Consider the following 23,971-nt stretch of genomic DNA (forward strand, 5'->3'; position numbering starts at 1 on the left):
CGCCAGCGGCTCGGGTCACGTCGCGGTTGACGAGACCGTGATCCGGCTCGACGACGAACGGTTCTGGCTGTATGCGGCGGTCGATTCCGACACGAACCGCTTGCTCCACGTCAAGCTCTCTCCGACCAGCAATCAAACGATTACCGAGATGTTCGTCGCTGAACTCCGCGACAAACGTCTCGTCGATGATGCACTCTTTCTCGTCGATTCTGCACCGTGGCTGCAAGCAGCTCTCCACCGGCACGACCTCGATTGCAGATACGAGAAACACGGTAATCGGAACCGCGTCGAACGTGTCTCTCGAGAGCTAAAACGCCGAACCGACCGGTTCTCAAACTGTTTCAGCCATGCCGACGCAAACACCGTCGAAAATTGGCTTCAATCGTTCGCCTTCGCATGGAACCAGCTTGTCTGAACACTCCCCCCAACAGAGCGGAAAGAGTTATTTCGGGACGTGAACCCGGGAGTTCGAATGATGTTTCGATCACCAATTGTGTTGGTTGACAACGCCACGGCCGTATTGTCGCATCGCACGTAACAGTGGTCGTGCAGACACGCGTCGGAGTATCGATTTCTTCGGAGGTGTACTGCCGGCGAGTGACGTTTCCCAGCCAGTACGGGTCTGCAGGCGTTCCCGTTCTCGCGTGGCGGCTGTGCGAACGCGCTCGACGTCCATCGATCGGACCGCCCGTTCCTCCATCAGGACCTCACCGTCAACGACGACCGTCTCGACATCCCCCGCAGTGACCGAGTTCGTCAGCACCGACGGGAGATTGCTGTATGGCTGGTGGCGGGGGGTATCGACATCGATTATGGCCAAGTCGGCGCGTTTCCCCGGTTCGAGGCTCCCGATCTGGTCGTCGAGACCAAGCGCACGTGCGGCGTCGATGGTAAGCATTTCGAGGAGGTCGTACGAGGACCATTGCTGGGCTCCGTATTGGAAGTTCGACAACATTCGGGCGTGTTTGGCTTCCTGGATGAGGTCCCAGGAATCGAACCAGAACGGATCGTCCAGGCCGATGACGACGTTCGCGTCGAACTCTCGAAGCGCCGGGAGCGGGAACCAGGTTCGATTCCCGGCCTGAAAGTAACTGTACACCGTCGGACAGTGAAGCACGTGCGCGCCGGCGTCGGCGATCCGTCGCGCGTCGTCCCGGTTTGCGTGCAGTAGGTGAGTGAGCAGCGTTCGCTCATCGAGGAGGCCGTATCGGTCGAGCAGGTCGAGCGGGTCGTCGGCACCGCTTCCCGCCGCCATGGTGTCGGCCTCAGCCGAGTCGTACAGGTGAGTGTGGAGACGCAAGTCGGGGTAGTCGGCTCGCAGTTCAGCCACACCCTCCCAGAGTTCCCGCGAACAGCCGGCTTCACCGCCCGGTGCGATACTTGCGGTGACACGCCCCTCGTAGCTGTCGTGGTAGGTATCGATGAACCGACGGGCGTCCGCGAGTTGTTCGGACGCGGAGGCGGGGTTGACGAAGTCTGCAAGCTCCGGGCCGATCACACCGCGTACCCCGGATTCACCGACGGCTTCCGCCCCGAGCTCCGGCGTGAAGTCCATCGCGTTGACCGTCGTGACGCCGTGTGTGAGTTGCCGCAGGCAGGCGAGTTCCCACGCGGCTTCGAAGAACGATTCGCCCAGGGTCGGTTCGGCGGTGTGGTACAACGCGAAGGCCTCTTTGAGCAGTTCACTGCCGTCGAGCTCGCTGAACAACCCCTGGACGAGCGTGAAATCGGTGTGGCGGTGGGCGTCAATGAGGCCAGGAATCACGATCTTGCCGCTGGCGTCGATCACATGCTCTGCAGTTGAGTCCCGATCCGCGGGGTCAGTCGGTTCGACTGACGAAATAGTTCCGTCCGTCACCCGAATAGAGCCGTTCTTCAGTATCTGATTCTCTCGATTCACCGTGACGACGGTCGCATCGTGAATCAGGAGATCAGTCATTAGCCGATGTGTTCGTCGGCTCACCTCAATAACATATTGGCACGTCTCTGCTGAATGTGCGTCCTATACTCACCAACCTGGGCTAACGATCAACGAGATCTGGCGGGGTCACTGTCGATCAGTTCGCAGGTTCGTTCTGACGGTTGATTCATTTGATCCAGGGTGAAATCAAACCCTGGCGAATAGTTCTTTGACACCCTCTCATCGAGTAAGAGCGTCGAATACCCGCTCCTCGATCTTTCGCAGGTGCTCCCCCGCGGTGGTGGGCGCAATCCCGATGCGCTCAGCTACGTCGCGTTGCGTTGCTTCCCGAGGTGCATTATAGAAACCAACGTCAACAGCGGCTTCAAGCACCTCCTGCTGGCGTGTCGTCAATACCCGACGGAGGGAATCTGTATCTGGATCGTAGCTCCCGGTTTCAACAATTTCGAACGAGAGCGAAAGTTCCTCATCGACACGGTGAAAGACGTCTTGAAACGCCGAGTCGCTCCCCACAAAGGTGACTCGAACCGACCCATCAGCATTGATTGGAACTGGAGTCTCGATGACAACATGTGACCCACGCTCGAGTTCGAGCAAGCGCCGTGTCTCGGTTGAGGGTTCGAACTGGTTCACTGCCATCCACCGGTCGACTCCAGAGACGAGATACTCGTCGACGAGCGAGGACTCGGACATGATTGCTTCGTACCGGTCGGAGTCACCACTCCCCTCAGCGAAGACCAACACTGTCTCGTCCGCGAGTAGTTCGATGTGGTGAATTGCTTCCCGGGTAATCGCCGGTTCCTCCCGTAACTTTGCCCCGACAGGATGGAATCCTCCGTCGTCACCAGGAGTCATCTCGACACTGAGATACCGCATCGACAGGAGAGTATCTGCAATTCCAATAAAAAAGACCGTGTTTGACCGGCAGGCACGTCTCCACCATCGGGGCCGTATTATCACCTATGGAACACACCGCTGACTCGAACGACATCGCAATTATCGGTGGCGGCATCTGTGGGCTTACGACCGCCATCGCTCTTGAACAGCGAGGACTGTCGCCGACAGTCTACGAAGCGGCATCTGAATACCGTCCGGTGGGTGCTGGAATCCTCCTCCAGACGAATGCGTTATTGGTGTTTGAACGTTTGGGAATCGCAGACCGGATCCAGTCCGCGGGGGTGGTACTTGACGATACTCGTATCCTCTCACCGAGCGGGCGAGTGCTGCAACGATTTGACCTCGACGACGTCGAACGAACGTACTTCGACTATGGCTACGTTGCAATCCACCGTGGCGATCTCCAACGGATACTCCTTGACGAACTCGACGTAGAGGTCCGTACGGGCAAGGCCTGTACGGCCGTCGACGACACGGACTCGCCAACCGTTCGATTCGAAGACGGGACCCGTATCCACCCTGACATAATCATCGGCGCGGACGGTATCAACTCGAACGTTCGCGACGCGGTCGCACCAGAAACCGAAATACAAGCGCGTGATACTGCGGTTTATCGAGCTGTCACGACCTGTGATTTGCCCGGGCAGTACCAATCAACGGGATTGGAGGTCTGGGGGCACGGCACCTACACTGGTGGTGCTCCTATCGGTTCGGACCGGTTTTACTGGTTCGCTACGGTTCCGAACCGGTTTGAACCCGCGACCAGTAACCGCCAGAATCGTACGGATTGGGTGCGCGAATATTACAGCAACTTCCCAGAGCCAATCCCCACTGCGATCGAATCGTTCGGTTCCGACGACATCATCACGACTGGTCTCACAGACGTACCAAAACTCGAACAGTGGTATCGCGGGTCCGTTGTTCTCGCCGGTGACGCAGCCCACGGGATGCTACCCTTCGCCGGGCAAGGTGCAGCACAGGCGATCGAGGACGCTGTCGCGTTAGCTACCGCACTCACCACACGAGCTGATCCCACGGCAGCTTTCGAAACATACGAACGAGAGCGAAAACAGCGTGCTGGCCGTATCCGCACCGAATCTCGCTGGCTCGGATCGCTCGGGACTACTCAGTCGTATTTCGCATACCGAGCACGGAACGTTGGGGTCAATTTGCTGCCCGATAGCGTCGTTCGTTACGTTCGTCGTAATCGAATAACGAATACCTCACTCTCAGAGAAACCAATCGGGGACTCGACAAGTGTCCCATGGTCGGGGTAAGGGATGGCTGGTTCGGGCTTCAGCGGTATCTAGCCGAATGAGATTCTGGACGGGGAACGGATCGTTCTCACCCTCACGTTTTCTTCGTCAACGTAGTGCTAAACGCGCCCGTCGACAACACTTGTCGATGCCGCTGAATCCGGTTCCGGATCAGCTCCCCAGGCGCCGAGACGTCGGCGTCGCGTGCGCTGTCAAGTCCGCATCGACGGCGGCCTGGACGCGCTCGAAGAGGTCGGGATGCTGATCCTGATAGCGGCCGAGGTGGTAGCCGCAGTACGCGATGTCGCCGCCAACGCTGTGCCACGGAACGCGGTAGACGGCGTCCTCGTCACAGGCTCTCTCCCCACACGAAGTGGAAGGGTCGACGGGGCCGACCTCTGCCTCGAGGAAGGACTTGCGGCGGCGTTGAACCGCGAGAAGACTTGCCCGCAGCTCATGGCTGATACCTGCCGTCGGCGAGCGCGGGGCAGTCCTGGTGGTCTTCGGTGATCGGGAGTCCACAAAACTCGCAGATGAGCGGCTCTCCGTCGGAGAGCGAACTCGTACGCACCACCTCGTCCCCCGTCGCGCGGAAGCAGAGGGCGTCGACCCGCCCTCCTCCGGGGAGGTTAATCGCTCCGGGAAAGGGAAGTTACGGAAACTCTGAATGCCGATAATCCGCACGTAGAAACGCGTAGCGTTGAAACTGGGAACTCTTGATGCGGCAGTAAGGTTCGAGTGGACTCGCGGGGATTTGAACCCCGGGCCTTCCCCGTGCCAGGGGGATGATCTACCACTGATCTACGAGCCCGCGAACGCATCCAACCGTACCCCGGTTTCGTTATTAAGGGCTTCGATGCCCGACGGCGTGTGCGGCGGCGCCACATCGACACCGTCGCGGATGGAAAGCCATTAAGCCCCTCGCCGGCCACTCACCCATGGGAACAGCACGGCCGCAAATCTGACTCGCCCGGGCGACCGGGCTTGGGATTGCGGAAGTGTACCGACGTGTAGTCGGTCTTTTCGCGGTCAGTGCCGTTCCAACTCAGACAATGGCACGAATGCACACACGCCGCCGCGGGTCGTCCGGTTCGGACGCCCCCGTGGCAGACGAGCCGCCGGAGTGGAGCGACGTCGACGCGGAGGAGATCGAATCCCGCGTCGTCGAACTCGCAGAGCAGGGCCACGATCCCAGTCAGATCGGCCTGAAACTGCGCGACGAGGGTGTGAAGGGCACGCCCATCCCGGACGTCAAGCTGGCGACCGGGAAGAAGGTCACCGAGATCCTCGAGGAGAACGACGCCGACCCGGACCTCCCCGAGGACCTGCGGAACCTGATGGAGCGGGCAGTCGGCCTGCGCAAGCACATGGACCGGAACCCGCAGGACGCCCAGAACAAGCGCGCCCTGCAGAACACCGAGTCCAAGATCCGTCGCCTGGTCGACTACTACCAGGGCGACGAGCTCGACGCGGAGTTCGAGTACGACTACGAGACCGCCGAAGAGATCCTCGAAGGATAGATGTCGAGCGCGCGCCCAGTCGAGGAGCCACTCGCCGACACCCTGTCGACGGCCCCGTTCGTTCGGGTCGCCGCCGCCAGCGACGGCGACAGCCTCGCGGCTGCCGGCCTCCTCGCCCGGGCGTGTGCCGAGACCGCCACCCCGTTCCAACTCCGCCTCGACGACGAGGCGGCCGCCGGAACCGAGGACGCCGTCACCGTCGCCGTCGGGCCGACCGCGGTCGACGGTGACGCATCCCTCGACCGCCCGGCGAGCCCGACCGCGTTCGAGTTGGCTCGCCGGCTCGGCGCCGATCCGGATCCCGTACTCGCCCTCGCCGGCACGATCGCCGCTGGCGAGACGGTCCGGGCCGCCGACGCGGCACTCGACGCCGCACAGGCGACTGACCGACTCGATCGCGGGCCCGGAATCGCGATTCCGACCGACGGGATCCCGGCCGGGCTCGCGGCGTCGACGCTGCTGCACGGCCCGTTCTCGGGCGACGAGGACGCGGCGGCCGCGCTGGTCGCCGAACTCGGGACGGACGCCGAGTCCGGCGACGCCGACGCGGCCGACGCACACGCTGCGGGCGTCGGCAGCGGCGAGGAGTTCGACCGTCGACTCGCCTCGCTGGTCACCGTCGACACGGTGACCGCGGCGGGGGCGACCGAGCGCGCTGCTCGGAACATCGAGCGTGCGCTCCGCCCCTACCGCACCCCGGACGCGCCGTTCCGTACGCTCGGCGGCTACGCCGACGTACTGGACGCCGCCGCCCGCACCGCCCCCGCCGCCGGCATCTCGCTGGCGCTGGGCGAGCGGGCGGCCGGGACCGAGGACGTGCGCGATGCCGCACTCGCGGCCTGGCGGAAGTACGGGACGGCCGTCCACGAGGCGCTGCACGCGGCGACGACCGCCCGGCACCACGGCGTGTGGGTCCTCGACTGTGGGGACGCCGACGCCGCGATCCTGCCGGCGGTCGCCCGCCTCGCGCGGGAGTTCCGGTCGCCGGAACCGGTCGCGCTGGCCGTGGCCGACGGGGCCGCGGCCGCCGCGGGCGAGTCGGGGATCGGCGACGCCGTCGCGACCGCCGCGAGCGCGGTCGACGGGACGGGGCACGGCACGGACGACGCCGGCTGGGCGCGCTTCGACGTCGACACCGAACAGTTCACGGACGCGTTCCGGGAGGCGCTATGAGCGAGGCGACCCACGAGGCGACGCTCGCCACCACCCACGACGATCCGCGGGTCGTGGCCGCCGCGCTCGCTCCCGACAACACCGATGCGATGACGACGGCCGTCGACGGCGACGCGGTCCGGACCACCATCGTCCGCGAGGACGCTGGCGGGCTGGCCGCCTCCGTCGACGACTACCTCGTCAACCTGACCGTCGCGGACGCCGTCTGCGAGACGGCACGCGACACCCACAACCCATGAGCGAGACATCCAACAAAGTCGAAGGCAAACGATGGTACACCGTGCTCGCGCCCGAGCAGTTCGACCGGGCCGAGATCGGTGAGACCGTCGCGGAGGAACCGAACCAGGTCGTCGGCCGAACCATCGAGACCACGCAGGGCGAGATGGAGGGCGACCAGGGACAGAACAACAGCAAGCTGACGTTCAAGATCAACGACGTGGGCAGCGACGCCGCCTACACCGAGTTCATCCAGTACGAACTCACGCGGGACTACCTGCGCTCGCTGGTCCGACGCGGCGCCTCGAAGGTCGCCGCCACGGTCACGCTGCTGACCACGGACGACTACCGCGTCAAGATCCAGCCCGTCGCGCTGACGACCCAGAAGGCCGACCGCTCTCAGGAGCAGGCGATCCGCTCGGTGATGGTCGACATCGTCGAGGACGCCGCCGAGGAGCGCACCTTCGAGCAGCTGGTCGACAGCGTCGTCGAGGGCCGGGTCTCCTCGGCCATCTACGGCGAGGCCAAGGAGATCTACCCGCTGCGCCGCGTCGAGGTCCAGAAGCTGTCTCTCGAGGCCCGACCCGAGGAGGTCGAGGCCGAGGAGGAGGCTTCGGTCGACGTGGACGAGGAGGACGCCGACCTCGAGTAATCGACGACTGCCGGCCGACGGCGGCCGGACGACGGCTGATTCACGCGCTTTTCGCTTTTCCGCGGCTCGTGAGCGGCGGCGTCGCTCACGCGGGCGACGCCTACTCCGGCGGCGTCGGCGTGCGGTCCTCGACGATCACGGTGCCCATCATCCCGCCGCTCTCGTGGGGAATGCAGAAGTACTCGTACTCGCCGGGGATCTCGAACGTGTGCGCGAACTGGTCGCCGTTGCTCAGCGCCCCGCCGGCGCCGTTGGCCCAGGCGTCCCGGGCCGCCACCTCGTCCTCGTAGTCGCCGGAGGCGAAGAACTCGGCGCCGTCGGGCAGCGACGCCTCGTAGGCGGTGACGGTGTGGTCGCGGGTGCCCGTGTTCTCCCAGACGACCTCCTCCCCCCGGGCGACGGTGATCGTCGGCGGGTCGAACGCGGTGGGGCGCATCCCCACGTCGAAGTCGGTGTTCTCCCCCCGAGTCAGACCGAGACAGCCCCCGAGACTCACCGCGGCGGCGGTTCCGGCGGTGACGAGATATCGTCGGCGGTCCATACGCGGCGTTGGACCCCGAGCGATTTAGGCGCCGTGATTCGGGCCCGGGCCGGACGACGAGCGAGTCGCCACCCGGCCGTCGTCCGGATGTAAACACGTAAACCGGGGCCGGTCGACGGGCCGGACATGCGCTCGCGGTTCCTCGGCCGCCTCGGGCCAGCCGACGCCGTCACCGTCGGGAACGCCGCGCTGGGCTTCCTCGCGGTCGTCGCCGTGACCGTCGACATCGGCCTCGCGGCCCGGCTCGTGCTGCTCGGGGCTATCGCCGACGGCCTCGACGGCGTCGTCGCCCGGAAGTACGGCGGCACCGAGGCCGGCCCCTACCTCGACTCGCTCGCGGACGTGGCCACCTTCGGCGTCGCGCCCGCGTTCCTCGTCGCCGTCGTCTCCCTGCGGGAGTGGGGAACCCCCGCGTCGCTGCTCTCCGGACTTTCCGCGGACGGCCTCCTCGCGCTCGCCGGCGTCGCCGTCCCCGCACTGTACGTCGCCGCCGCGGTCACGCGACTCGGACTGTACACCGCCTACGACAGCGACAGCGACGAGACCGTCGGCGTTCCGACGACGCTCGCGGCGACCATCTTCGGCGCCATCGTGCTCACCGGCTACCGGAGCAGCGAGACGGTGCTCGTGGGGTTTCACGACGCGGGGTTCCTCCTGGCACTCGCGGCCGTACTGACGCCGCTGATGCTCTGTGACGTGGTCTACCCCGACCTCCACGCCCAGGACGCGCTGGTGATGGGGGTCGTCCAGGCCGGCGCGATCCTGTTGCCCGGGCTCTACGGCCGCGGGTTCGCGTTCGGGCTGCTCTACCTCGCGCTGGCGTACCTCGTGCTCGGGCCGGTGCTCTACTGGCGGCGCTGAGGGTCCGCCAGCACCGTCTCACACTCCGCGACGAACTGGGAGAGGTTCCGTGCCACGTCGCTGTCGAGCGTGAGCACGATCCCGGACTCGGTCTCGGGCTCGTCGAACTGGACCAGAACCGCGTTCTCGTGGAGGAACACCGACGCCCGCTGCTCGCCGAGCCCGGGGTAGTCCCGGTTTCGAACGAGCGGTTCCTGGGACCGCGCCCGCTCGGCGAGCGACGGGACGGCCGACTGGAGGTCGTCGGTCGCGAGATCGGTTCGGACGTACAGGGCGGTCCAGTCGTCGGCGTCGTAGCAGAAGGCCGACCGCAAGTTCCGGCCCGCCTGCTCTTTGACCAGCTGGACCAACTGCTGGTAGTGCTCGTTCACACCTGCTGTGTGCGAGTGGCACACTTAATTCCACAGCTTCGAGCGCAACAGTGACGACCGGGCGCGCCGATTAGGCTTCGACGGCCGCGGCCTCTTCCTCGAGCGCCTCGCGGGCCTTCTCGGCCTCCGCCTGCAGGGTGTACTCCCGGGCGTCCTCGTACTCCGCGGCGGCCTCGAGCGCCTCGCGGGTCCCGATCTGGCGGAGCGCCCACGCCGCAGCGGTGCGGACCGTGCGCTCCTCGTCTTCCTCGATGGTCTCGACCAGCGGCTGGATCGCTCGCGTGTCGCCGATCAGGCCCAGCGCGCGGGCGGCGATGGGGCGGACGTTGTCGTCGTCCATCTCCAGCTTGTTCGCGAGCGCCTGCGTCGCCTCCTCGCTGCCGATCTCGCCCAGCGCCCGGAACGTGACCTTCTGGAGCTGCGGGTCGGAGTCCTCGTCGACGTACTCGAGCAGCGTGTCGACGGCCTCCTCGGCGCCGGCGCCCATCTTCCCGAGCGCCTCGATCCCGGGCTTGTCCCGCTTCTGGGCGCGGGCGTGCATCTCCTCGAACGCGGCCGGATCGCCCATCCGGGTCAGCGCCTCCATGCAGTGGCGCTCCATGAAGTCGGAGTCCAGCGCGTCGAGCGCGCGGAGCACCTGGTCGACGTTGCCCTGCTGCTCGTGCTCCTTCAGCGCGGCCCACTCGACGGGGTAGTCCTTGTAGTGGCCGAGCACGTCGTAGAACCCCTCCGCGCGGAGCTGTTCGTTGGTCTGGAGGTCGTCCCACTCCTCGGCCTCGTCCAGCCCGGTCTCCAGTTCCTCGGTCGCCCCGACCAGCGCGGCGACGGTGTCGGCGTCCGCGTCGGGGTCGAGGTCGGCGTCCTCGATCGCCTCGGCGACGCGGTCGAGTTCCGCCGCCAGCGCCTCGGGGTCCTCGTCCGCGGCGTCGCCGAACTCGGTGTCGAGCGCGTCGCCCGCGGCGTCCAGGTACGCGTCGACGGCCTCGCGGGTCGCCGGCGTGCCGTTGGCGGTCCAGCGCGTCTCGGTGAGCTGGGTTCGGAACGCCTCGATCTCCTCGAGCACGTCCTCGGCGTAGGGGCCGCGCTTTTCCTCGATCCCCTCGCGGAGCTCGTCGATGCGGCTCTGGATCTCCTCGCCCGGGGACTCCTCCTCGTCCTCGGGGAAGTCGGCCGTCTCCAGCGCCTCGGCCACGCGGCCGACGGTGGCCTCGACGTCGTCGAGGTCGGCCTCGGTCTCGGCGGCCTCGAGCGCCTCGCTCGCCTCCTCGAGGCGGGACTCCATCTCCTCGGCGGAGAGCTGAAGCGCCTCCTCCTCGGTCTCGGTCGCCTCCTCCTCGTCAGTCATACGTGTGACTGGGTCCGAAACTGATTAAGGCGTTTCCCTTCCGAGCGCTACCGCTCCCGGCGCAGCGCGGGGTTGGTGACGGCGCCGTCGGCGGCCGACCCGAACTGTGCGCCGTACTTGCCGAGCACCCCGCCGGTGTACTCCTGCTCGGGCGGATCACGATCGTCGAGCCGTCGCTCGATCTCCGCGTCCGAGAGCGCCACGTCGAGGCTGCGGTCGGGGATGTCGACGGTGACGTGGTCGCCGTCCTCCAGCGCGCCGAGGGGGCCGCCGGCGAACGACTCCGGGGCGACGTGGCCGATCATCGGCCCCCGGGTCGCCCCCGAGAACCGTCCGTCGGTGACCATCGCCACGTCGTCCTCGTGGCCCTGGCCGACGACGGCGGCCGTGACGCCGAGCATCTCGCGCATCCCCGGGCCGCCGCGCGGGCCTTCGTTGCGAATCACGATCACGTCGCCGGACTCGATGCCGCCCTCCTGGACGTACTGCATCGCGTCCTCCTCGCTCTCGAAGACCCGGGCGGGCCCCTCGTGGTGGAACTGGTCCTCGCCCGTGACTTTGAGGACGGCGCCGTCCGGCGCGAGGTTGCCCTTCAGGACCTTGATCGCGCCCTCCTCGTGGAACGGGTCCTCGACGGGCCGGAGGAAGTCTGTGTCGTCGAGCGTGCTGTCGGCCGGCAGGTCCAGTTCGTCGAGTTCCTCTGCGATCGTGCGGCCCGTGACGGTCTTCGCGTCGCCGTCGAACAGGCCAGCCTCGACCAGTCGCCGGATCACGACCGGGACGCCGCCGGCGTCGTGGAGGTCCTTCATCACCCGCGAGCCGCCGGGCTGGAGGTTGGCGATCTTCGGCGTCCGGCGGGCGATCTCGTCGAAGTCGTCGATCGAGAGGTCGATCCCGGCCTCGGCGGCCAGCGCGAGCAGGTGGAGCACCGCGTTGGTCGAGCCGCCCATCGCGACCTGCACCGCGATGGCGTTCTCGAAGGATTCGCGGGAGAGGATGTCCGACGGCCGGCGGTCGTTCTCGACGGCGTCGAGCGCGAGTTCCCCCGCGCGCTCGGCGACGCGAGTGCGCCCCTCGGTCTCCGCTGGTGGGGAGGCGCTCCCCAGCGGCGCGAGCCCGAGCGCCTCGCTGATCGAGGCCATCGTGTTCGCGGTGAACATCCCGCCACAGGAGCCCGCGCCCGGGCAGGCGTTGCGCTCCAGTTCGTCCAGTTCCTCGCGGCTCATCTCCCCCTGCGCGTACGTGCCGACGCCCTCGAAGACGTGCTGGACGGTCACGTCCCGGCCCTCGTGCTGGCCGGGAAGGATCGAGCCGCCGTAGAGGAAGACGCTCGGCAGGTCCGTCCGGATCGCGGCCATCAGCATCCCGGGGAGGTTCTTGTCGCAGCCGGCGACGGTGACCAGCGCGTCGAGGCGCTCGCCGAAGGCGACAAGTTCGACGGAGTCGGCGATGACCTCCCGCGAGATCAGCGACGCGCGCATCCCCTCCGTCCCCATCGAGATGGCGTCGGAGATCGTGATGGTGCCGAACTCGATGGGCATCCCGCCGGCGTCGTCGACGCCCGCGATCGCGCCGTCGGCCACGTCGTCGAGGTGGACGTTACACGGCGTCACGTCGGCCGCGGGGTTGGCGACGCCGATCATCGGCGAGGAGAGGTCCTCGTCGTCGAACCCCATCGCGCGGAACATCGCGCGGTGTGGCGCGCGGTCGGCCCCCTCGGTCACTTCGCTGCTCCGCAGATCCGGGGGTTTCCCCCCGTCGTCGTCCTGTGTGGCTTGCCGACTCATACCACCACACACCCCTGCGGGCACTTAACTCCGTCCCGGGCGTGGGGTCCGTGCCCACTCTAAGTGGAGTTCATCCCTATTAACCGTGATGGATACCGGCGACAGGTTTATGCCACGGCACGGAATAGCGTGGGACGCAATGTCTCACGATATCGAGGGAGCGTCGGAATCCCCGGCGGATCGAGTTCTCCCAGGGCACGCTGAGAACTGATCCCGAGTTCGCCAAAGCTCGGATCTTCGACACCACCCTGCGAGACGGTGAACAGTCGCCCCGTACGTCGTTCTCCTACGAGGACAAACGCGAGATAGCCGCCGCGCTGGATAGCGCCGGCGTCGACGTGATCGAGGCGGGCTTCCCCGTGAACTCCGACGCGGAGTTCGCGGCGGTCCGCGACGTGACTTCGGCCGCCGACACGACGGTCTGTGGGCTGGCTCGCGTCGTCGAGGACGACGTCGAGGCCGCGATCGACGCCGGCGTCGACATGGTCCACACGTTCGCGTCGACCAGCGACGTGCAGATCGAGGACTCGATGCACGCCAGCCGCGAGGCCGTGCTCGAACGCTCGGTCGCGAGCGTCGAACGCGCCGCCGAGTCCGGGGCCGAAGTGATGTTCTCCCCCATGGACGCCACCCGGACCGACCCGGACTACCTGTTCGAGGTGGTCGAGGCGGTCTCGGCGGCCGGCGCGGACTGGATCAACGTCCCGGACACCTGCGGGGTCGCGACCCCCGACCGGTTCGCGGACCTGATCCGGACGATCCGGGAGCACACGGACGCGCGGATCGACGTCCACACCCACGACGACTTCGGCCTCGCGAGCGCGAACGCGCTGGCGGGCTTCGAGGCCGGCGCCGACCAGGCGCAGGTCTCCGTCGGCGGCATCGGCGAGCGCGCCGGCAACGCCGCCCTCGAGCAGGTCGTCATGGCCGCCGAGAGCGTCTACGGCGCCGACACCGGGATCGACACCACCCGGATCACCGAACTGGCCCGCATGGTCGAGGAGCGCAGCGGCGTCGACCAACCGGCCAACGCGCCGGTGATCGGCGACAACGCGTTCGCCCACGAGTCCGGCATCCACGCCGCGGGCGTCATCGAGAACGCCGCGACGTTCGAGCCCGGCGTGATGACGCCGGAGATGGTCGGCGCCGAGCGCGAACTGGTGCTGGGCAAACACACCGGCACCCACTCCGTCCGCGAACGCCTGCGCGACGCGGGCTACGACCCGAGCGACGAGCAGGTGCGCGCGGTCACCCGCGAGGTGAAGGAGCGCGGCGCCGACGGCGACGAGATCACCGACGACACGCTCGAAGCCATCGCGGAAGCCAACGACGTGGGTCGGGAACCCCAGCGAGTCACGGAGGGCCCGACCTGATGACCGCCCCCGAGAGCGCGCCGCGACAGCCGCGGCGCTCCCGACCGTGTCAGGGGTCGGCATGGCGTGGAAAGAGTTATCACGGACGGTCACATCGGACCACCCATGACGCGTCGACGCCACACGGGTTCGGCCGGCGTCAGCGTCTCGCTCGTGATTATTGTAGGGGCTGCCTGACCCCTACACTCCACTCTCCTCACCCGATTGTCGCATTACCGTCCAACCGAGCCTGCAGTCACAGATCCACATGAGCGAGCGAGCACGCGCCGCGGCCAGACCTCCCGAGGAGGAGGGGAACCCAACGCGCGACAACGACAGCACGGAATCGAGCGAGAACCAGACTGAGGCGACCCCAGCTGCGAGTGCCGGGTGCTCGCCGACGACCGGCGCCGACGCCGCGATCGCCGCCCTCGACGCGGCGGGCGTCGAACACGTCTTCGGCGTGCAGGGCGGCGCGATCATGCCCGTCTACGACGCGCTCGCCGAGGCCGACTCCGCGCCGACTCACGTCACGATGGCCCACGAGCAGGCGGCGGCCCACGCCGCCGACGCCTACGGGCAGGTGACGGGCGAGCCGGGCGTCTGTATGGCCACCTCCGGCCCGGGCGCGACGAACCTCGTCACCGGGATCGCCGACGCCGACATGGACTCCGATCCCCTCGTCGCGCTGACGGGGCAGGTGCCGACGGAGTTCCTGGGCAACGACGCGTTCCAGGAGACCGACACCGTCGGCGTCACCCGGCCGATCACGAAGGAGAACTACGTCGCGGGCGAGGCCGACGCGGTCGGCCCCTCCGTCGGCGAGGCGGTCGAACTCGCGGGCGCCGGCCGCCCGGGGCCGACGCTGGTCGACCTGCCGAAGGACGCCAGCACGGCCGAGATGACGACCGACGCCGACCCCGACGCCGGCCTGCCCGAGTACTACGAGGCCCCCGAGCGTGCCGACGGACCCGCGGTCGACGCGGCCGCCGACGCGCTCGCCCGAGCCGAGCGCCCCGTGGTGCTCGCGGGCGGCGGCGTCGTGAAAGCCGACGCCAGCGAGGAGCTGCGGGCGTTCGTCGAGCGCTTCGACGTGCCCGTGGTGACGACGATGCCCGGCATCGGTACGGTCCCGGAGGACGACGAGCGCTGTCTCTCCTTCGCCGGCATGCACGGCACCGGCGCCGCGAACATGGCGGTCTCACACACCGACTGCCTGTTCGCGATCGGGACGCGCTTCGACGACCGCCTCACCGGCGGCATCGAGACGTTCGCCCCCGAGGCCGAGGTGATCCACGCCGACATCGACGCCGCCGAGATCTCGAAGAACGTCGAGGCGGACCACCCGCTGGTCGGCGACGCCGCGGCGGTGATCGAGCAGGTTCACGACGCGCTCGAGGCGCGATCCGACGCCGACGGCCACGCCGCGTGGCGGGAGCAGTGCCGCGAGTGGGAGGAGACCTATCCCATGACCTACGCGGCGCCGGAGGAGGAGCCGCTGAAGCCGCAGTTCGTCGTCGAGGCCGCCGACGCGGCGACCGACGACGACGCGATCGTCACCACCGGCGTCGGCCAGCACCAGATGTGGGCCGCGCAGTACTGGACGTACTGCGACCCGCGCGCCTGGGTCTCCAGCCACGGGCTGGGGACGATGGGGTACGGCCTGCCCGCCGCCATCGGCGCCAAGGTCGCCGCGCCCGACCGGGAGGTCGTCTGCTTCGAGGGCGACGGCTCCTTCATGATGACGCTGCAGGAGCTCTCGGTCGCCGCCCGGGAGAACCTCGACGTGACCGTGATCGTCCTCAACAACGAGGCGATCGGGATGGTGCGCCAGTGGCAGGACGCCTTCTTCGAGGGCCGACACACGGCCTCGGAGTACGGCTGGATGCCCGAGTTCGCACCCATCGCCGAGGCGTTCGGCGCGCGCGGGTTCACGCTCGAGGACTACGACGAGGTCGCCGACACGCTCGAAGCGGCGTTCACCCACGACGGCCCCTCGGTCGTCGACGCCCGGATCGACCCGGCGGAGAACGTCTACCCGATGGTGAAAAGCGGCGGCGACAACAGCGGCTTCGCACTGTCGGAGGCCCAGCTATGAGCCGGGAGCGAGCCGAAGCCAACTCCGCGGATCAGGACGCTGAACGGGATGGATTGACGGGGCCCGGCCCAGACGAGCGCGAGCGACCCAGCGGCCGACGCTCGAAGGAGGGCGTCCGAGTCGACCCCGACGCCGAGGCCAGCCATCCGGAGCGTCGAACCACCATCTCGGCGCTGGTGAAACACGAACCGGGCGTGCTGGCGGAGGTCGCCGGGCTGGTGAGTCGCCGACGGTTCGACATCGACTCGCTGACCGTCGGCCAGACGACCAACCCCGAGACCGCCCGGGTGACGCTGACCATCGAGGAGCCGGAGCCGGGCGTCCGGCAGGTCGAGAAGCAGTTGGCGAAGCTGGTGCCGGTGATCTCGGTCCGCGAACTGGGCCGGGACGCGGTCCGGCGCGAGCTGGCGGTGCTGAAAGTCCACGACGATCGGCCCGCGGCCGTCGAGTCCGTCGCGGAGATGTTCGACGCTCGGACCCTCGACGCCGAGCCCGGCACGGTGACCGTCGAGGTGACGGGCAGTTCCGCGGAGGTCGACCGGGCGATCGAGGCGTTCCAGCGCTTCGGCGTCCGGGAGCTGACTCGCACGGGCACGGCCGCGCTGGCCCGCGGGACCGAGTGGACCACCGACGCGGAGGCAGAGCGCTACGAGCGCACGCGGCTCCGGCCCGAAACGGCGTCGACGGATCGAGCGACCGAGAACCGCGGTGCGGCGACGGCGCCGGAGGCGCCGACGAACGATGACTGAGAACACGATCTACCACGACGACGACGCGACGCACAGCTACATCGAGGAGAAGACGGTCGCGGTGCTCGGCTACGGCAGCCAGGGGCACGCCCACGCCCAGAACCTCGCGGAGAGCGGGGTGGACGTGATCGTCGGCCTGCGAGAGGGGTCGGCCTCACGGACGGCGGCCCGCGAGGACGGGCTCACCGTCGCGACGCCGACCGAGGCCGCGGCGGCCGCGGACGTGGTGTCGATGCTCGTCCCGGACAACGTCCAGCCCGACGTGTACGCGGCGATCGAGGCGGAACTCGACGCCGGCGACACGCTCCAGTTCGCCCACGGGTTCAACGTCCACTACGACCAGATCGAGCCGCCCGAGGACGTGGACGTGACGATGGTCGCGCCGAAGGGGCCCGGCCACATCGTCCGCCGGCAGTACGCCGACGGCGAGGGAACGCCCGGGCTGCTCGCGGTGTACCGCGACGCGACCGGCGAGGCCAAACAGGAGGCGCTGGCCTACGCCGACGCCATCGGCTGCACCCGGGCGGGGGTCATCGAGACCACGTTCCGTGAGGAGACCGAGACCGACCTGTTCGGCGAGCAGGCGGTGCTCTGTGGCGGCGTCACCGAACTCGTGAAGGCGGGCTACGAGACGCTGACCGACGCCGGCTACAGCGAGGAGATGGCCTACTTCGAGTGTCTGAACGAGCTCAAACTCATCGTCGACCTGCTGTACGAGGGCGGGATGAGCGAGATGTGGGACTCCGTCTCCGACACCGCGGAGTACGGCGGGCTCACCCGCGGCGAGGTGGTCGTCGACGACCACACGCGCGAGCGGATGGAGACCGTCCTCGAGGAGGTCCAGAACGGGGAGTTCGCCCGCGAGTGGATCGCCGAGAACCAGGCCGGCCGGCCGTCCTACGGCCAGCGTCGCCGCGCCGAGAAGGCCCACGACATCGAGGACGTGGGCGAGGAACTCCGCGCGCTGTTCGCCTGGAGCGAGGAAGAGAACCGAGAGAAAGCCAACGCGCCCGCGGACGACTGACAATGCCACGACACACCGACACCGACGACCGATCGGACCGACGAGCAACCACCACCGACCAGCGGACCATGGCCGAAGTGAGCCACACCAACCCCGAGACCGGGGAGACGTTCGGCGACTCGCAGGTGTTCGAGCGCGGGAAGGTCGCCGTCGTCGACGGCGGCCAAGCCGACACCGGACCGGAGGACGACGACCGGGAGGACGACCCGATGGGCGATGTCGACCACACGCCCAGACACGACGCCCCCGACGCGAGCGAGGTGTACGACCGCGGCGTCGAGCGGGTCGACGATGAGGGGGACGATGACGAGGCCGAAGCGGCCCACGACGCGAAGTCGGAACCCGAGGCCGACGTATGAGCGAGGGGACGCTGTACGACGCGGTCTGGGACCGCCACCGCGTCCGACGGCTCCCCAGCGGCCAGGACCAGCTGTTCGTCGGCCTCCACCTGATCCACGAGGTCACCAGCCCGCAGGCGTTCGGGATGCTGGAGGAACGTGACCTCGAGGTCGCCTACCCCGAGCGCACCCACGCGACGGTCGACCACATCGTCCCCACCGACGACCGCGAGCGCCCCTACGACGACGACGCCGCGGAGTCGATGATGGCGAAACTGGAGGAGAACGTCGCCGACGCCGGCCTGACGTTCGACCACCCCGACACCGGCCGGCAGGGGATCGTCCACGTCATCGGCCCGGAGCAGGGGCTGACCCAGCCCGGGATGACCGTCGTCTGCGGCGACTCCCACACCGCGACCCACGGCGCCTTCGGCGCGCTGGCGTTCGGCATCGGCACCTCCCAGATCCGGGACGTGTTCGCCACCGGCACCGTCGCGATGGAGAAGCAGGCGGTCCGCCGGATCGAGGTCACGGGTGAGCTCGGCGACGGCGTCACCGCGAAGGACCTCATCCTGACGATCATCGGCGAGCTCGGCACCGACGGCGGCGTCGGCTACGTGTACGAGTACGGCGGCCCGGCCGTCGAGTCGCTGTCGATGCCGGGGCGGATGACCGTCTGCAACATGTCGATCGAGGGCGGCGCCCGCGCGGGCTACGTCAACCCCGACGAGACCACCTACGAGTGGCTATCCGAGACCGACGCGTTCGAGGCCTCGCCCGGGAAGTTCGCCGACCGAAAGGGGTACTGGGAGTCGATCCGCTCGGGCGACGACGCGACCTACGACGACGTGGTCACCATCGACGCCGCCGAGATCGAGCCGACGGTGACGTGGGGCACGACGCCAGGCCAGACCGTCGGCGTCTCCGAACCAGTCCCGGCGCCCGAGACCCTCCCGTCCGACGACCGCGCGGTCGCCGAGCGCGCACAGGACCACATGGGCGTCGAGCCGGGCGAGCCGATGGCCGGCTTCCCTGTCGACGTGGCGTTCCTCGGCTCCTGTACGAACGCGCGGCTCCCGGACCTGCGTGCGGCCGCCGAGATCGTCGAGGGCCACGAGGTCGCCGACGACGTTCGGGGGCTGGTCGTCCCCGGCAGCCAGCGCGTGAAAGCCGCCGCCGAGCGGGAGGGGCTGGACGAGGCCTTCCGCGCCGCGGGCTTCGAGTGGCGCGGCGCGGGCTGCTCGATGTGTCTCGGGATGAACGACGACCAGCTGGAGGGCGACGAGGTCTGTGCGTCCTCCTCGAACCGGAACTTCGTCGGGCGCCAGGGCAGCGCCGACGGCCGGACGATCCTGATGAGCCCGGAGATGGTCGCCGCCGCCGCCGTAACGGGGGAAGTGACCGACGTGCGCGAACTGGCAGCGGCGCCGGAGGTGGCGCGATGAGCGCTCCCGACGGCGACGATGCCGTCGACGCGCCGGCGGTCGAACGCGTCACGGGCACGGGCGTCCCCGTCCGCGGGAACGACATCGACACCGACCAGATCATCCCGTCGCGGTTCCTGAAGGTGCTCACCTTCGAGGGGCTCGGGGAGTTCGCCTTCTTCGACCAGCGCTACGAGAACACCGGGCCGGACGCCGACGGCGGCGAGACGGCCGAGAGCCCTACCGACCACCCGTTCAACGAGGAGGGCTTTCAGGACGCGAACGTGCTGGTCGTCAACGCCAACTTCGGCTGTGGCTCCTCCCGGGAGCACGCGCCCCAAGCCCTCCAGCGCTGGGGTATCGACGCCGTCGTCGGCGAGTCCTTCGCCGAAATCTTCGCCGGGAACTGTCTCGCGCTGGGGATCCCGACGGTAACTGCCGAGACCGAGGAGATCGAGGCGCTACAGGACCACGTCGAGACACACCCCGACACCGAGATCACCGTCGACGTGGCCGACGAGCGCGTGAGCTACGCCGACCGCGAGATCGACGCCGCGGTCGATCCGGCCCAGCATCAGTCGCTCGTGGCCGGCGAGTGGGACACGACGGCGCTGCTGGGCTCGAACCCCGAGCAGGTCGCCGAGACGGCCGCCTCGCTGCCCTACACCGACCGATGACCGACGAGATCGCGGTCGTCCCGGGCGACGGGATCGGGGGGGAGGTAGTCCCCGCGGCAGTCCGCGTGCTCGAAGCAGTCGATCCCGACTTCTCGTTCGTCAAGGCCGAGGCCGGCGACGCGGTCGCCGAGGCGCGGGGGACGCCGCTGCCCGACTCGACCGTCGAGACCGTCGAGGGCGCCGACGCGACGCTGTTCGGCGCCGCGGGCGAGACGGCCGCGGACGTGATCCTCCCGCTCCGGGAGGCGGTCGGGAGCTTCGCGAACGTCCGGCCCGCGCGGGCCTACCCGGGCGTCGACGCGCTCCGCCCCGAGACGGACCTGGTGTTCGTCCGGGAGAACACCGAGGGCGTCTACGCGGGCCACGAGAGCGATCTCGGGCAGGGGGTGACGACGCTCACCCGCGTGGTCACCGAGTCCGCATCGCGGCGGATCGCCGAGTTCGGGTTCGAGTACGCCGCCGAGCGCGGCGCCGACGTGACCGTCGCGCACAAGGCGAACGTGATGCGCACCACGGACGGCCGGTTCCTCGATTCGGTCGACGCCGTGGCCGACGAGCGCGGCGCGGAGTACGACACGGAACTGATGGACGCGCTGGCGACGAAGCTTGCGCTCGATCCGAGTCAGTACGACGTGATCGTCTGTCCGAACCTCGCGGGCGACGTGCTCTCCGACCTCGCGGCGGGGCTGGTCGGCGGGCTCGGCCTCCTGCCCTCCGCCAACGTCGGCGCCGAGAACGGCCTGTTCGAGCCGGTCCACGGCACCGCGCCGGACATCGCCGGCGAGGGCGTCGCTAACCCCGCGGCGGCGATCCTGAGCGCGGCGATGCTGCTCTCGAATCTGGATCACGAGGCCGAGGCGGCGCGCGTGCGCTCGGCAGTCGAACGCGTACTCGAAGACGGCCCCAGAACGCCGGATCTCGGCGGCTCGGCCACGACCGGCGAGGTCGCCGACGCCGTGATCCAACGGCTCTAGCGGTCGGGTTCCCCGAGCGGTTCCAGCTTCTTCACCCGGGTCGACAGGGTCAGAAACGTCGCCGTGAGCGTGAGCACGACAGCGCCCGCGGCCGCGAGGAGGTGGATCTCCGACGGGTGTGTGAGGAACCCGTCGGCGCCCACGATCTGTCCGGGGATCAGGGTGTGATGCGGCGTGCCGAGCAGCGGAACGAAGTAGTCGACGAGGTCGTTCAGGCCGTACCACAGCACGGCGACGGCGACGGCCCGGACCGGGAAGTCGGAGATCCGGTGGAGGACGAACGCCTGCAGCACCATCGCGAGGTGGCTGAACAGGAGGAAGAGGTACATCGGGAGGGGGTTGACCGCCCGGAACCCGTCGGCGAAGACGAGCAGGACGTACGGCGTCCAGAGGCCGAGCTTCCAGCAGCCGAAGAAGGCCAACGAGTTCAGGTACTCGCTGTTGCGGTTCAGCGCCCACGCGCCGAACGCGAGGGCGATGAACAGCGTCGCCACCGGGCTGTCGGGCACCAGCGGCCACAGCAGCGCCGGCTCCGCGGCGAACTGCCCGGTGATCAGCGGGTCCGAGAGCGGCAGCGGGTGGAAGCCGTAGTACCAGAAGCCGAAGGCGGTGCCGACGAGGTTGGTGACGACGACGAGCCACACCGCCCGGAGGCCGAGGTCCTCGACGGCCCGCGGAACGGGGGCGAGCCAACGCGGGAGCGCGTCGCGATCGGGCAGGCGTGAGCGTGGGAGCAGGCCCGGCAGGGTCATGGGTTCCCGGCCGGGCGGGGGCGGCAAAGGGCTGCCGGTGCCGGTGCGGGCAGACCGGGAGCGACGAAGGGTTGCCGGTACTGGTGCGGGCAGACCGGGAGCGACGAAGGGCCGCCGGTACTGGTGCGGGCAGACCGGGAGCGACGAAGGGCTACCAGTGGGAGTGCGTGCAGCTTGTCGCCGACGGCGGGGGCGTGCCGCGAGCGGTGACGCCGACTCCCGGCCGAACGGGCCGAAGCCACCCCCCTTAAGTCCCGTCCGCCGTAAGGACGTGTATGGACGAAGTGGACGACATCGAGGAGCTCAAACGGGGCACCGACCTCGTGAAGCGCGGCTTCGCGAAGATGCAGAAGGGCGGCGTCATCATGGACGTCGTCAACCGCGAGCAGGCCCGGATCGCCGAGGACGCCGGCGCCGTCGCGGTGATGCACCTGGAGGCAGTCCCCGCGGACATCCGCAAGCGCGGCGGCGTCGCCCGCATGGCTAACCCCGCCGACATCGCCGAGATCACCGACGAGGTCTCGATCCCCGTGATGGGGAAGGTCCGGATCGGCCACCGGAAGGAGGCCGAGATCATGGAGGCCGCGGGCGCCGACATGGTCGACGAGAGCGAGGTCCTGACCCCCGCCGAGGAGAAGTACCACATCGACAAGCGCGACTTCACCGCCCCGTTCGTCTGCGGCGCGCGCAACCTGGGCGAGGCGCTCCGACGTATCGACGAGGGCGCGGCGATGATCCGCACCAAGGGCGAGGCCGGCACCGGCGACGTGAACCAGGCCGTCCACCACCAACGCAACATCAAGAGCGCGATCCGCAAGCTGGAGGGGATGAACTACGAGGAACGCGAGATGTGGGCCCGCGAGAACGAGGCGCCACGCGATCTCGTCCACGAGACGGCCGACCTCGGCCGGCTCCCGGTCGTCAACTTCGCGGCCGGCGGGATCGCGACCCCCGCCGACGCCGCGCTGATGATGTACCACGGCTGCGACGGCATCTTCGTCGGCTCGGGGATCTTCGGCGCGGAGGACCCCGAGATGATGGGCTCGGCCATCGTCGAGGCCGTCAACAACTGGGACGACCCCGAGGCGCTGTTCGAGATCGCCTCCGACGCGGGGAGCGGCATGCGCGGCGACGCCAACGTCGACCTCCCTGAGGAGGAGAAGCTGCAGAACCGCGGGAACTGAACGGCGACCCTTCTTTCTCGGCCGTCGACACCGACGCGGCACGCTGTGAAGCGTTCACAAATTCTGGAAGTTTTGAGAGTTCCGAAAGTCGTCGACGCCTCGAAACCCGATCACTGTCGGATTCGTGGCTATCAGGGAGGCCGCGACAGCCCCGCCGAGGGGCGAGAACCAGTCCGGATGGGTGGCGTCGGGGACGCTGAGGGTCGAACCCTCAGAGTTCGACGCCCGGCGGAATCAGGCTCCGCTCGCGGAGGAACTCGCCGTCGGCGTCGTAGACGAGGAACGTGTCCTTCTCGTACTCGACCATCTCCTCGCCGTCGATCGAGACGATCACGCGGTAGCCGTCGGCCTCCTCGGCCTCGGTGTAGGCTCGGGCGGCCTCGATGAACGCCAGCACGTCCTCGGCCTGTTCGTTGAGTTCGAGAACGTACTCACCGGTCACGCGGTTGGTGACAGCGACGACTCCCGGCACGGAGTCCTCCTCGCCGAGTTCCTCCTGGAGGCGGAACGCGACGTCGACGTCCTCGCCGGCGAGCAGGTCGCCGTCGGTGTCACTGAGGCGCTCCCGAAGGCTGTCCCCGGGGCCGCTGAAGTCGATCTCGACCAGCGGCTGGGCGGGTGCTGCACCCTCCGCGGCCCAGTCGACGTTCGTCACGTCAAGTTCGAAGTAGTCGCGCCTCATTCGATACCGGGTGGTTAGCGATGGGTACCTAAAACCGTGACGCCCGTGTGCGACCGCCCCGGCAGTTCGTGATCCGGGGCGGGACTTGCGAGCGGCGCGACGGGAACCAGTTCGTGCGGGACCCGACTCCGCAGTGCGTACAGTTTTAAGTCCGCCCCTCCGGTAGCCCACACGACT

The 23,971-nt window shown here is 68.4% G+C and carries 24 protein-coding genes, 1 tRNA gene and 1 pseudogene; 17 read left to right on the forward strand and 9 right to left on the reverse strand.

Annotation, left to right across the window (positions count from 1 at the left end):
* Nucleotides 1–16: 16 nt before the first annotated feature.
* Nucleotides 17–415: pseudogene (locus BMZ83_RS03735) on the forward strand (IS6 family transposase); the annotation flags it as partial.
* A 69-nt stretch (nucleotides 416–484) separates the two neighbouring features.
* Here BMZ83_RS03735 and BMZ83_RS03740 read toward each other — a convergent pair.
* Nucleotides 485–1,939 (reverse strand): amidohydrolase family protein, encoded by a 1,455-nt coding sequence (locus tag BMZ83_RS03740; RefSeq protein ID WP_074875771.1) that lies wholly within the window; start codon nucleotides 1,937–1,939, stop codon nucleotides 485–487.
* A 201-nt stretch (nucleotides 1,940–2,140) separates the two neighbouring features.
* Entirely contained in the window at nucleotides 2,141–2,797 is a 657-nt protein-coding gene (locus BMZ83_RS03745) for a helix-turn-helix domain-containing protein (RefSeq protein ID WP_074875773.1), read from the reverse strand.
* A gap of 86 nt (nucleotides 2,798–2,883) precedes the next feature.
* Here BMZ83_RS03745 and BMZ83_RS03750 point away from each other — a divergent pair, with 86 nt between their 5' ends.
* Both BMZ83_RS03750 and BMZ83_RS16195 read left to right on the forward strand, forming a co-directional pair.
* The gene (locus BMZ83_RS03750; RefSeq protein WP_074875775.1) at nucleotides 2,884–4,095 is read left to right on the forward strand and encodes an FAD-dependent oxidoreductase; all 1,212 of its coding nucleotides are present in this window, start codon (nucleotides 2,884–2,886) and stop codon (nucleotides 4,093–4,095) included.
* A 183-nt stretch (nucleotides 4,096–4,278) separates the two neighbouring features.
* Nucleotides 4,279–4,584, forward strand: a complete 306-nt coding sequence (locus tag BMZ83_RS16195; protein ID WP_143076881.1) for a hypothetical protein — start codon at nucleotides 4,279–4,281, stop codon at nucleotides 4,582–4,584.
* Nucleotides 4,585–4,813: 229 nt separating this feature from the next.
* Here BMZ83_RS16195 and BMZ83_RS03760 read toward each other — a convergent pair.
* A tRNA-Ala gene (locus tag BMZ83_RS03760) sits at nucleotides 4,814–4,885 on the reverse strand.
* A 241-nt stretch (nucleotides 4,886–5,126) separates the two neighbouring features.
* On the opposite strand from BMZ83_RS03760, the gene BMZ83_RS03765 reads away from it, so the two are divergent.
* Genes BMZ83_RS03765 through BMZ83_RS03780 form a run of 4 tightly spaced genes read left to right on the forward strand, consistent with a single transcriptional unit; the run spans nucleotide 5,127 to nucleotide 7,635 of the window.
* Complete coding sequence (locus BMZ83_RS03765; RefSeq protein ID WP_074875780.1) at nucleotides 5,127–5,594, forward strand: 30S ribosomal protein S15; 468 nt, start codon at nucleotides 5,127–5,129, stop codon at nucleotides 5,592–5,594.
* Complete coding sequence (locus BMZ83_RS03770; protein WP_074875783.1) at nucleotides 5,595–6,767, forward strand: hypothetical protein; 1,173 nt, start codon at nucleotides 5,595–5,597, stop codon at nucleotides 6,765–6,767.
* Nucleotides 6,764–7,006, forward strand: coding sequence for a KEOPS complex subunit Pcc1 (locus BMZ83_RS03775; protein WP_074875785.1), 243 nt, complete (start codon nucleotides 6,764–6,766; stop codon nucleotides 7,004–7,006). The genes BMZ83_RS03770 and BMZ83_RS03775 overlap by 4 nt, the downstream gene beginning before the upstream one ends.
* The gene (locus BMZ83_RS03780; RefSeq protein ID WP_074875787.1) at nucleotides 7,003–7,635 is read left to right on the forward strand and encodes a 30S ribosomal protein S3ae; all 633 of its coding nucleotides are present in this window, start codon (nucleotides 7,003–7,005) and stop codon (nucleotides 7,633–7,635) included. Before BMZ83_RS03775 ends, BMZ83_RS03780 begins: the two co-directional genes overlap by 4 nt.
* Before the next feature lie 100 nt (nucleotides 7,636–7,735).
* Here BMZ83_RS03780 and BMZ83_RS03785 read toward each other — a convergent pair whose 3' ends face one another.
* Nucleotides 7,736–8,176, reverse strand: a complete 441-nt coding sequence (locus BMZ83_RS03785) for a cupredoxin domain-containing protein (RefSeq protein ID WP_074875789.1) — start codon at nucleotides 8,174–8,176, stop codon at nucleotides 7,736–7,738.
* Nucleotides 8,177–8,302: 126 nt separating this feature from the next.
* Here BMZ83_RS03785 and BMZ83_RS03790 point away from each other — a divergent pair, with 126 nt between their 5' ends.
* Nucleotides 8,303–9,037, forward strand: a complete 735-nt coding sequence (locus BMZ83_RS03790) for a protein sorting system archaetidylserine synthase (RefSeq protein ID WP_074875791.1) — start codon at nucleotides 8,303–8,305, stop codon at nucleotides 9,035–9,037.
* Here the strand turns inward: BMZ83_RS03790 and BMZ83_RS03795 are convergent.
* The 3 genes from BMZ83_RS03795 to ilvD form a co-directional block, all read right to left on the reverse strand.
* Nucleotides 9,022–9,408 (reverse strand): DUF7522 family protein, encoded by a 387-nt coding sequence (locus BMZ83_RS03795; protein WP_074875794.1) that lies wholly within the window; start codon nucleotides 9,406–9,408, stop codon nucleotides 9,022–9,024. The genes BMZ83_RS03790 and BMZ83_RS03795 overlap by 16 nt on opposite strands.
* Nucleotides 9,409–9,478: 70 nt before the next feature.
* Nucleotides 9,479–10,753 (reverse strand): HEAT repeat domain-containing protein, encoded by a 1,275-nt coding sequence (locus BMZ83_RS03800; RefSeq protein WP_074875797.1) that lies wholly within the window; start codon nucleotides 10,751–10,753, stop codon nucleotides 9,479–9,481.
* 47 nt (nucleotides 10,754–10,800) lie between these two features.
* Entirely contained in the window at nucleotides 10,801–12,540 is a 1,740-nt protein-coding gene (ilvD, locus tag BMZ83_RS03805; RefSeq protein ID WP_074875799.1) for a dihydroxy-acid dehydratase, read from the reverse strand.
* Between the two features lie 149 nt (nucleotides 12,541–12,689).
* Between ilvD and BMZ83_RS03810 the strand changes: the two genes are divergently transcribed.
* From BMZ83_RS03810 to BMZ83_RS03845, 8 genes are all read left to right on the forward strand, one after another.
* The gene (locus BMZ83_RS03810; RefSeq protein ID WP_074875802.1) at nucleotides 12,690–13,913 is read left to right on the forward strand and encodes a LeuA family protein; all 1,224 of its coding nucleotides are present in this window, start codon (nucleotides 12,690–12,692) and stop codon (nucleotides 13,911–13,913) included.
* A gap of 247 nt (nucleotides 13,914–14,160) precedes the next feature.
* Complete coding sequence (ilvB, locus tag BMZ83_RS03815) at nucleotides 14,161–15,990, forward strand: biosynthetic-type acetolactate synthase large subunit (RefSeq protein ID WP_074875804.1); 1,830 nt, start codon at nucleotides 14,161–14,163, stop codon at nucleotides 15,988–15,990.
* Nucleotides 15,987–16,739, forward strand: a complete 753-nt coding sequence (gene ilvN / locus BMZ83_RS03820) for an acetolactate synthase small subunit (protein WP_074875806.1) — start codon at nucleotides 15,987–15,989, stop codon at nucleotides 16,737–16,739. The genes ilvB and ilvN overlap by 4 nt, the downstream gene beginning before the upstream one ends.
* Nucleotides 16,732–17,763 carry a ketol-acid reductoisomerase gene (gene ilvC / locus BMZ83_RS03825; protein WP_074875808.1) on the forward strand — a complete coding sequence of 344 codons (1,032 nt, stop codon included), beginning with the start codon at nucleotides 16,732–16,734 and terminating at the stop codon, nucleotides 17,761–17,763. Before ilvN ends, ilvC begins: the two co-directional genes overlap by 8 nt.
* A 2-nt stretch (nucleotides 17,764–17,765) precedes the next feature.
* Nucleotides 17,766–18,122 (forward strand): hypothetical protein, encoded by a 357-nt coding sequence (locus BMZ83_RS03830; protein WP_241729544.1) that lies wholly within the window; start codon nucleotides 17,766–17,768, stop codon nucleotides 18,120–18,122.
* The gene (gene leuC / locus BMZ83_RS03835) at nucleotides 18,119–19,546 is read left to right on the forward strand and encodes a 3-isopropylmalate dehydratase large subunit (protein ID WP_074875810.1); all 1,428 of its coding nucleotides are present in this window, start codon (nucleotides 18,119–18,121) and stop codon (nucleotides 19,544–19,546) included. Before BMZ83_RS03830 ends, leuC begins: the two co-directional genes overlap by 4 nt.
* Nucleotides 19,543–20,202: a 3-isopropylmalate dehydratase small subunit gene (gene leuD / locus BMZ83_RS03840; protein ID WP_074875812.1), complete on the forward strand. Its 660-nt coding sequence runs from the start codon at nucleotides 19,543–19,545 to the stop codon at nucleotides 20,200–20,202. Before leuC ends, leuD begins: the two co-directional genes overlap by 4 nt.
* A complete protein-coding gene (locus tag BMZ83_RS03845; protein WP_074875814.1) occupies nucleotides 20,199–21,176 on the forward strand; it encodes an isocitrate/isopropylmalate dehydrogenase family protein in 978 nt (325 codons plus the stop codon). Before leuD ends, BMZ83_RS03845 begins: the two co-directional genes overlap by 4 nt.
* On the opposite strand, the gene BMZ83_RS03850 is transcribed toward BMZ83_RS03845, so the two are convergent.
* Nucleotides 21,173–21,928 carry a DUF1405 domain-containing protein gene (locus BMZ83_RS03850; RefSeq protein WP_074875816.1) on the reverse strand — a complete coding sequence of 252 codons (756 nt, stop codon included), beginning with the start codon at nucleotides 21,926–21,928 and terminating at the stop codon, nucleotides 21,173–21,175. The two genes, BMZ83_RS03845 and BMZ83_RS03850, sit on opposite strands and share 4 nt — an antisense overlap.
* A gap of 275 nt (nucleotides 21,929–22,203) precedes the next feature.
* Here BMZ83_RS03850 and pdxS point away from each other — a divergent pair, with 275 nt between their 5' ends.
* Complete coding sequence (gene pdxS / locus BMZ83_RS03855) at nucleotides 22,204–23,112, forward strand: pyridoxal 5'-phosphate synthase lyase subunit PdxS (RefSeq protein WP_074875818.1); 909 nt, start codon at nucleotides 22,204–22,206, stop codon at nucleotides 23,110–23,112.
* 211 nt (nucleotides 23,113–23,323) lie between these two features.
* Here pdxS and BMZ83_RS03860 read toward each other — a convergent pair whose 3' ends face one another.
* Nucleotides 23,324–23,794: a DUF5793 family protein gene (locus BMZ83_RS03860; RefSeq protein WP_074875820.1), complete on the reverse strand. Its 471-nt coding sequence runs from the start codon at nucleotides 23,792–23,794 to the stop codon at nucleotides 23,324–23,326.
* Nucleotides 23,795–23,971 lie beyond the last annotated feature (177 nt).

Source organism: Halolamina pelagica, from assembly GCF_900115675.1.
Classification (GTDB): domain Archaea; phylum Halobacteriota; class Halobacteria; order Halobacteriales; family Haloferacaceae; genus Halolamina; species Halolamina pelagica.